This window comes from Candidatus Krumholzibacteriia bacterium (genome assembly GCA_035268685.1).
In the GTDB taxonomy this organism is placed as follows: domain Bacteria; phylum Krumholzibacteriota; class Krumholzibacteriia; order JAJRXK01; family JAJRXK01; genus JAJRXK01.
In genome coordinates this window covers 23,375-31,727 of record DATFKK010000082.1, presented here as the reverse complement: position 1 = coordinate 31,727, position 8,353 = coordinate 23,375, and the positions used below count along the sequence as shown (strand labels likewise).

Sequence of the window (8,353 nt, the reverse complement as noted above, 5' to 3'; positions counted from 1 at the left end):
CGTGGTCCAGGCGTGGGGTTCGCTCTCGTCCGGCTCCGGTTCGTCCTCCCCGCCCCGCACGATCACCTGCGCCCCGCCCACCTCGAGCTCCTGCAGGACCGGATCGCGGCGCAGGATCGCGCGGGGGTCGTAGGACACGGACACGCTGTCGGCGCCCACGTACAGGAACTCGCCCTCCTCGCCGCTGCGCACCAGTACCACCTCGTAGAACGTCATGCCCTCGAGTGGATTGCCGCGGAGGTCGGCGAAACTGAGCGTGGCCCCGCTGTCCTGCAGGAGGTTGCGTGTGACCAGCCGTCCCAGCTGACCGGCGTAGAGCTGCGGATGCGCCGCCAACCAGGCCAGGGCCGCGCCGGCCACGAGCAGGCCCATCAGCAGGGTGATGCGGGTGCGCTTCAACCAGACCATGTGGATCAGAACGCGTGACCGAGCGACAAGTGCCAGACCTGCGGCGGATCGCGGTCGACATCGCTGGTGGCGCCGGTCCGCGGATCGGTCGACTCGAAGCGACCGCGCCGCAGCGGAATGCCGTAATCCAGACGCAATGGGCCCACCACGGTGCGGTAGTGCAGGCCGAAGCCGAAGCTGGTGCGCAGCGCGCGTTCGGCCCGCTCACCGGTCACCTCACCGGTCAGGGCCACCTCGTGGATCCGGAACGTGTCCCAGTTCGCCCACACGTTGCCCGCGTCGAAGAAGACCGCCCCGTCGAACCCGAACCGGGACAGGAGCGGAAGCCCGAAGCGCAGCTCGGCGTTGAGCAAGAGAAGAGCGTTGCCTCCCGCGCTCAACCGGTCGGCGAGGAAGCGGGGATCGCGCACCTCCTGCAGGGCCTCGTCGTCGGCCGCCAGGCGGGGGCCGAGCGAGTTCTGCCGGTAGCCCCGGACCGAGCTGCTGCCTCCCGCGAAGAAGCGGTCCTCGAGGGGGACTCCACCTTCGACTCCGGACTCGTCGGCCGATTCGGACCAGGCCTGCACCCAACCGGCCTGCGCCCGCGTGGCCAGCACTGCGCCGAAGGGAAGGGGCACCAACGTGACCACGCTGGCCAGGGCCTTGTTGAAGTCGTTGTCGCCGCCGAGGAACGGCCCTCCCGCTGTCTGCAGCAGGATCTGCCGGAGCACTCCCCGACGCGGCGAGAACAGGTCGTCCCGGGTGTCGCGGGTGGCCACGAGCGTGAGCGACCGGGTCTGTGCGCGGCCGTTGTCGAACTCGATGGCGTCGCTCAACGTGTTCTTGAGCGTACGCTGTAACCCGAACTCGACCTCGACCGAGGTCCGGCGCCGGTTCACCAACGCGGTGTTCACCAGCAGACCGGTCCGCTCCAGCTCCAGTGCCGACCGCGGGCGGGACTCCACGCGGAAGAACACGTTCGCGTTGCCGGTGTAGCGCGTGCCCAGGACGTGGGGATGCCGGTACAGCAATTCTTCCTCGTGGTCGATGAACAGATCCTGTTCGTCGGGGTCGTCCACCGACCCATCGATGGTGGCGAGCACCCGCCCCCGCAGCGTGAGGCCCTTCCCACTCCCCCACACGTTGCGGTCGCCCCAGGCTCCGCTCAGGCGCACCCGGTCCTCGGTTCCCGTGCCCAGACCCAGTTCCCAGAATCCCGTCGGCCGCTCGACCGTGCGCACGCGCAACGTGGCCTGGGCCGTGGTGGTGTCGAGCGCCACGGGCTCGAAGGAGACGTCACGGAACCAGCCGGTGTCGAGCAGCTGGATCTCGGTCCGCGCCACACGATCGGCGTCGAACTGCTGGCCGGGCTCGATCTGCAACTCCCGTCGGACGAACTCCTCGCGCACGCGGTCGGTGCCCCGGATCTCGACGTCACGCACGCGGTAGACCGGCCCCGAGCGGATCGAGTAGCGCACGGTCACGGTCGAGTCCCCTCTGGCGAGGTCCTCGCGCACGCGCGCGCCGAGATGACCGCGAGCGAGATAGGCATCGAGGATCCGGTAGATGTCGTTGCCCAGGTCCGAGGCACGAGCCGGCGCCGGGCCGCCCTCCCGGTACCGCAGCCGCTCGCGCAGCCACTCCTCGCTCAACGGCTCGGGATCGAGGAACTCGATCTCGTCGATCAACACCCGCGGGCCCTCGTCCACCGTGATGCGTAGGACGTCCCCCTGATCGGGGTCGCTCTCGACCACGTCGAGACGGACCCGGATCTCGTGGAAGCCCTCGCGGCGGTAGAGTCCACGGATCGCCTCGACCCCCTGCTCGACGCGGTCGAGACGGTACCGGGGATCCCGGAAGGGCCAGTACCAGGGGGCGCCGATCAGGCCGAGTTGGGCGCGGAGCCGCTCTTCGTCGAAGAACTCGACACCGGAGAACTCGAGTTCACGGAGCCGGCGTTCGTCGAGTCCGTAGTCCAGCTCGTCGTCGGCGAGGGCGGCCGGGCCGGCCGCGCCCACGATCACGAGGAACAGCAGGCCCGCCACGATGGCCCGGGGCGTCCAGGCGCGGCTGCGGTCCATACGGCCGCCAGCTCCCGGTTGGGGTCGAGTCGACAGGGGCCAGGGTCTGTTATAGGTTTCCCGCGCTCGCTCGACAACGAGGAAACCGCGCCCCCGTGAGGTCCGCATGCCCCCATCGCCCGGGAGATCCACGCTTCTCCTGCTGTTCGGCATCGGACTCTCGTTCCTCGTCCCCGGCTGCGCCGAACGCGATCAGTTCCCCACCGAACTCGAACCGCAGGAACAGCGCCTGGTCGACGAAGTGCTCGCCCTGATCGAGGTCCGGATCGCCCGCGCTCGCGACACCGAGGAAGCCGAGGCCAAGCGGCAGGCTCTGGGTGATCTCCTCGACGAAGCGGAGATCGATGCCCTGCTGGAGTCGCTGAGCGATGATCCCGGACGCGGGCATCTGGTGATGAGCGCGATCCACGACAGTCTCGTCACGCGCCGCGAGCAGCTTCTGCCGCCGCAGGTGGAGGACTGAACGGCGTTCCCGGGGAGTCGCCGGATCACCCGACGACGTGCAGGACGTCCTTGGTGATCACCCACGCCATCAGCAGCAGCAGCGCCACGAAGCCCGCCTGTGTGGCCATGGCCTGGACCCGCTCGTTGGGTCGCTTGCGCATGATCATCTCGTAGCCGATGAACACCACGTGCCCACCGTCCAGCACCGGAATCGGCAAGAGGTTCAGCAGGAACAGGTTCACGCTGAACATGGCGATGAAGAGCATGAGCCGGTCGAAGCCCCACTTGACCATCTCGCCGCTGAACTGCGCGATGCGGATGGGTCCGCTCACGGCGTCGCCCGACGCCTGTCCGGTGACCAGTGCACCCAGGAAGCTGGCCGTCTGGCCGACCGTGCGCCAGGTCCACTGCGCTCCCATCTCGGCCGCCTGGATCGGACCCACCGAGCGTTGCTCCGAGTAGACCTGGTAGTGGATCCGGCCCACCGTCTTCATCTCGGAGAACGAGACCGGGACCTCGGCCGCGACCGGCGTCACGGTCGAGCTCATCAGCTCACCGTCGCGCTCCCAGGTGATCGAAAGGGGAGTGTCGATGCTCTTCTCGACCTTGTCGACGATCTCGCGATGGGTCGTGACCTCGACACCTTCGAGCGACACGATCCGGTCACCAGGCCTCAATCCGGCTTCCCAGGCCGGACCGTCGCGCTTGACGTTGCCGACGACACTCGTGGGCTCGTACCACATGCCGATCTGCCAGGTGCCCTGCTCACTGCGCGTGGGCTCGACCGCGGTGACGATCGCCTGGCCGTCGCGATCGACGATCACGTCGACCGGCTCGCCGGTGTCCTGGTAGGTCTCGACGATCCCGGCGATCACGTCCTCCCAGGCGGTCACGCCCTCGCCGGCCACTTCGATCACGCGGTCACCGGTCTGTAGGCCCGCCTCGGCGGCGGGAGTGCCCTCCTCGACCTCGCCGACCACGGTGAACGGCTGCACCGTCACGCCGTGCAGACCCACGACCGCCGTGGCGATGACCAGGGCCAGGACCAGGTTCATGAGTGGCCCGGCCACCACGATCGCCATGCGCTGCCAGGTGGTCTTGCTCGAGAAATAGCGATGTTCGGGAATCGGATTGCCGTCGGCGTCGAAGTCGGTGTCGGGATTGCCGCCGGTCCCCGCGTCCTGGACCTCTTCCATGGCCCCTTCGCCGGCCATCTTCACGTAGCCGCCGAGCGGGAAGGCGCTGAAGGCGTACTCGGTCTCGCCGAAGCGGCGGGCCAGGAGTTTCGGCCCGAACCCCACCGAGAAGGTCTTGCAGTAAACACCGACGGCCTTCGCCACCAGGAAGTGTCCGGCCTCGTGGACGACGACGACCACGAGCAGGACGAAGACGAATACGGCCAGGGTCTCGATCATGGAATTGCGATCCTCGTCGGGTCCGTGGGGTCGGCCGGGCGGCGGGCCCGCCGCTCAAGATCTACGCAGCCACTCCGCGGTCTGTTCCCGGGTGTCGCGGTCGCGCCGCAGGGCCTCGTCGACGCTGCCGACGGGATCCAGCGGGATCCGCTCGAGCGCGCGCTCGATCACCCCGGGGATACGTCCAAAGGATAGTTCCCCCCGCAAGAGAGCTGCCACCGCGACCTCGTTGGCGGCGTTCAGCACGATCGGTGCCGCTCCGGCCACCTCCCCCGCACGGCGTGCGAGGTCCAGACACGGGTAGCGACGGCGGTCCGGGGCCTCGAAATGGAGCGTCGGGGCCTCCAGCGGCGACCACGGAGCCACGGCCGAGGCCAGGTGTTCGCCTTCGCCCAGGGCGTACAGGATCGGGACCCGCATGTCCGGCGCCCCCATCTGGGCCAGGAAGGCCCCGTCCCGCAGCTCGATCAGGCTGTGGACGATGGATTCGCGGTGGACCACCACTTCGATGCGCTCGATCGGCACGTCGAACAGGAAATGGGCCTCGAGGACCTCCAGGCCCTTGTTCATCATGGTGGCCGAGTCGACGGTCACCTTGGGTCCCATGTCCCAGGTGGGGTGGTCGAGGACCTCGTCGAGGCCCACCTCGGCCAGGGTCTCGGGGTCGCGGTCCCGGAAGGGTCCGCCCGAGGCCGTGAGCCAGATCCGTGACAGTTCGGCGTGGGGATTTCCGCGCAGGCACTGCGCGATCGCCGAGTGTTCGCTGTCGACGGGCCACAAACGAGCCCCGCTGCGCCGGGCGGCGTCGAGCACCAGCGGCCCGCCCACCACCAGGGCCTCCTTGTTGGCCAGGGCCACGTCGTGCCCGCGCTCGAGCGACCACACCGTGGGTGCCAGACCGGCGGCGCCCACCAGACCGTTGACCACCATCGCCCCCGGTGCCTGCTCGAGCAGGGCGAGCAGACCGTCGGGACCGGGGTCCTGCATCCGCGGCGCCAGGTCCGGCCGTTCGGCGCGCAGCGCGGCGTCGGCACCGGGCCCGGTCAGCTGCAGCCGCGCGCCTCCGAAGGTGTCGGCCAGGGTGGCCAGCTCCGAGGCACTCCGGTGGGCGGTCATGCCGACGATCTCGAAGCGCTCGGGATAGCGGCGGACGAGGTCGACGGTGCTGGTCCCGATGGACCCCGTCGCTCCCAGCAGGACGATCTGACGTGGCGTGGAATTCATGGACGGTCGGCCGGGGCGAGGGCTAGATCACGAAGAACTTCAGCGCATAGTAGAGAAGCGGAGCACTGAAGAACAGCGAGTCGAATCGATCGAGCGCTCCGCCATGGCCGGGGAGCAACGAGGCCGAGTCCTTCACGTGCACGTCGCGCTTCATGAGCGACTCGACCAGGTCTCCGGTCTGACCGGCCACGGCCGCGATCAGACCGAGCCAGAGCGCGCTCTCCAGATCGAGGAATCCGGCGGCGAAGGTCCGGTGCGACAGCCAGGCCGCGATCAGTGCGAAGGCCACTCCGCCGACCGCACCCTCCCGGCTCTTCTTCGGACTCACGCTGGGATACAGGGGCGTACGGCCGAAGGCCCTGCCGATCAGATACGCACCCGAGTCGCAGCTCCACGTGAGGAACACCACCAGGTAGACGAAGTCGGCGCCGAGATGGTAGTCGAGCCCGGCCAGACGCGGCAGCTCGCGCAACAGGACCAGATGGCTGCCCAACCACCCGACGTAGAGCACGCCGAAGATCGTGATGGAGATGTGCACCACCGCCTGCTCCACGCTGCGCCGCACCAGCTCGGCGGTCATCAGCAGCACCAGGGCTCCGGCCAGCAGGAAGTTGCCGTAGATCCCGGTGCGGAAGTAGGCGTAGGCGGTGATCGCGATCCCGCAGCCGATGCCGATCACCTTCACCGGCCGGAAGCCCTTGTGCTCCATCAGCCGGTAGAACTCGTACAGCCCGGTGAGCACCATGATGCACACCACGACGAGGAAGTGCAGATCCCCCCGGCGCGTGATGATCCAGAGACACGGAACGAAGACGAGCGTCACCAGGAGCCGTGGCCCCAGGCCGTCGGCGAGGCCCTTGCCCCCACTGGCATCGGCCGAGGTCACGGATCAGACGCCCCCGAACCGACGGCTGCGTTTCTGGTACTCGGCGATCGCGGCGTAGAGCTCGTCCTTGCGGAAGTCCGGCCACAGGACGTCGGTGACCACGATCTCGGAGTAAGCCGCCTGCCACAGCAGGAAGTTGCTCAGACGCATCTCGCCACTGGTACGGATCAGGAGATCGGGATCGGGCAGCTCCGGAGCGAAGAGATAGGTCTGGAAGAGACTCTCGGTCATCTCCTCGGGACTCATACGGCCCTCGCGTACGTCCTCGGCGAAGCGCCGCGCGGCCCGGACGATCTCGTCACGACCGCCGTAGCTGAGCGCGAGGTTCAGGATCATGCCCGAGTTCGACGACAGGTCCTCCTGCGCCTTCTCGAGCGCGCGGCGCGTGCTGTCGGGAATGCGCGGAAGGTCACCGCTGGCGATCAACCGGACGTTGTTCTCCGACAGCTCCAGGAACTCGGTCCGCAGCACTTCCTCGAGGAAGCGCCACAGGGCCTTCACCTCGTAGCTCGGTCGCTTCCAGTTCTCGCGACTGAAGGTGTAGAGGGTGAGCGCCTCGATCCCCAGCTGCGCACACGTGCGCACCGTCTCGCGCACCGCGTGACGCCCGGCGCGGTGGCCGGCGATCCGTGGCATGCCGCGGCGCTGCGCCCAGCGGCCGTTGCCGTCCATGATGACCGCCACGTGCCGCGGGAGCTCGCCGTGGGCGATGATCTCGCTCTCGAGTCGGTGCTGGCCGGAGATGGAGGTCGACATGGGCTCTCGGGAACACGGGGACGAGAGGGCCGGATACGGCGGGCGCTGGCGATCGCCGGGCGTACCGGCGGGAATGATACGGCAGAATCCGGCCGATGTCCCCGGATTGCAAGAATTCGCTGCCGGTCGTCGTTCCCGCGTCCTCAGTCGCCCTGATCGTCGAGGAAACGCGGCTCGAGATCCGACCGCGGGGCCCCGCAGGCGGGTCGACGGCCGAAAACCCGATGCCGGAAACGCGCCACGATGCCGTACAGGGAGTCCCGGAACGGCCGCGGGACGACCCATCGCAACCACCGTGCCCACGACCAGGGAGCCCGGAGATATCCGGCTACTCGCAGTACCGCCTCGGAGCGCAGATGCGCGCCGTCGTCGTCGATCAGGACCAGCGAGCCGAGGTCGTCCGCATCGAGACCGTAGGGCTCGAGACGCTGCCGGGCCACGTCGGACTGCAGCGAGGCGAAGTCCAGGGCCGGTTCCCGCTCGTGGTCGACCACGAAGCACACCGAGCCGTTGCACAGGTTGCAGGTGCCGTCGATCAGCAGCAGCGGGCGCATGGCGGACCGGGGGAGGGTCGCCTGCACACCCTAGTCGTACGGCCGTGCCCTCCGCTAGGCGCGGGCCCGCGTGGCGTCCATGGCCTGGCGCAGCTCGTCGTCGGCCAGCCGCAGGTTCTCCGATGCGAGATCCAGCGACTTCCACACCTCGTCGATGTAGCCGTCGGCCGAGGCCGACCAGGCCCGGTGCACGAAGCGCTCGCCGCGTGCGAAGTGGTCCATGATCGAGGCGTACTCGTCCATGCCCAGGCCGTGGATCATCGATTCGCGGGCGTCGGCGAACTCCTCGAGCGGGTCGGCCAGGTGCTCGTCGACCTCGTGGCGCACCTCGTAGACGTCCACGCTCTCGCGGCGGTCCAACAGGTGCGTCAGGCGTTCGTTCGCCGTGGCCAGTCGGCTCTCGAGCGTGGCGAGGTCTTCGGTGACCTTCACCACGTCGGTGGCGCCGGCGGCGTCGGTGCGGCGGATCAGCACCACCCCCGTTGCGGCGATGGCCGCGAAGACGGTGTAGGGAACCCATTCCACGGTGCCCAACATCCGCATCGAGTAGAAGGCCGCGGCCAGGAAGCCGATCCACATGAGGGCGATTCCGGTCTTGCGCATGAT

At 68.7% G+C, this 8,353-nt stretch carries 9 protein-coding genes; 1 reads left to right on the top strand and 8 read right to left on the bottom strand.

Annotated features, from left to right (window positions below; genetic code table 11):
• Together VKA86_08135 and VKA86_08130 are read right to left on the bottom strand one after the other, a co-directional pair.
• On the bottom strand, nucleotides 1-399 hold a 399-nt coding region (locus VKA86_08135; GenBank protein ID HKK71173.1), incomplete at its 3' end, for a hypothetical protein.
• Nucleotides 400-413: 14 nt separating this feature from the next.
• Complete coding sequence (locus tag VKA86_08130; protein HKK71172.1) at nucleotides 414-2,468, bottom strand: BamA/TamA family outer membrane protein; 2,055 nt, start codon at nucleotides 2,466-2,468, stop codon at nucleotides 414-416.
• A gap of 106 nt (nucleotides 2,469-2,574) precedes the next feature.
• On the opposite strand from VKA86_08130, the gene VKA86_08125 reads away from it, so the two are divergent.
• The gene (locus tag VKA86_08125; protein HKK71171.1) at nucleotides 2,575-2,931 is read left to right on the top strand and encodes a hypothetical protein; all 357 of its coding nucleotides are present in this window, start codon (nucleotides 2,575-2,577) and stop codon (nucleotides 2,929-2,931) included.
• 25 nt (nucleotides 2,932-2,956) lie between these two features.
• Here VKA86_08125 and rseP read toward each other — a convergent pair whose 3' ends face one another.
• The 6 genes from rseP to VKA86_08095 all read right to left on the bottom strand — a co-directional run bounded on the left by rseP (nucleotide 2,957) and on the right by VKA86_08095 (nucleotide 8,350).
• Nucleotides 2,957-4,327, bottom strand: a complete 1,371-nt coding sequence (gene rseP, locus VKA86_08120) for an RIP metalloprotease RseP (protein HKK71170.1) — start codon at nucleotides 4,325-4,327, stop codon at nucleotides 2,957-2,959.
• 54 nt (nucleotides 4,328-4,381) lie between these two features.
• A complete protein-coding gene (gene dxr, locus VKA86_08115; GenBank protein ID HKK71169.1) occupies nucleotides 4,382-5,551 on the bottom strand; it encodes a 1-deoxy-D-xylulose-5-phosphate reductoisomerase in 1,170 nt (389 codons plus the stop codon).
• 22 nt (nucleotides 5,552-5,573) lie between these two features.
• On the bottom strand, nucleotides 5,574-6,437 hold the full coding sequence (locus tag VKA86_08110; GenBank protein ID HKK71168.1) for a phosphatidate cytidylyltransferase: 864 nt from the start codon (nucleotides 6,435-6,437) through the stop codon (nucleotides 5,574-5,576).
• Nucleotides 6,438-6,440: 3 nt separating this feature from the next.
• A complete protein-coding gene (locus VKA86_08105; GenBank protein HKK71167.1) occupies nucleotides 6,441-7,193 on the bottom strand; it encodes an isoprenyl transferase in 753 nt (250 codons plus the stop codon).
• A 143-nt stretch (nucleotides 7,194-7,336) separates the two neighbouring features.
• Entirely contained in the window at nucleotides 7,337-7,774 is a 438-nt protein-coding gene (locus VKA86_08100) for a DCC1-like thiol-disulfide oxidoreductase family protein (GenBank protein ID HKK71166.1), read from the bottom strand.
• Nucleotides 7,775-7,801: 27 nt separating this feature from the next.
• A complete protein-coding gene (locus VKA86_08095; protein ID HKK71165.1) occupies nucleotides 7,802-8,350 on the bottom strand; it encodes a hypothetical protein in 549 nt (182 codons plus the stop codon).
• Nucleotides 8,351-8,353 lie beyond the last annotated feature (3 nt).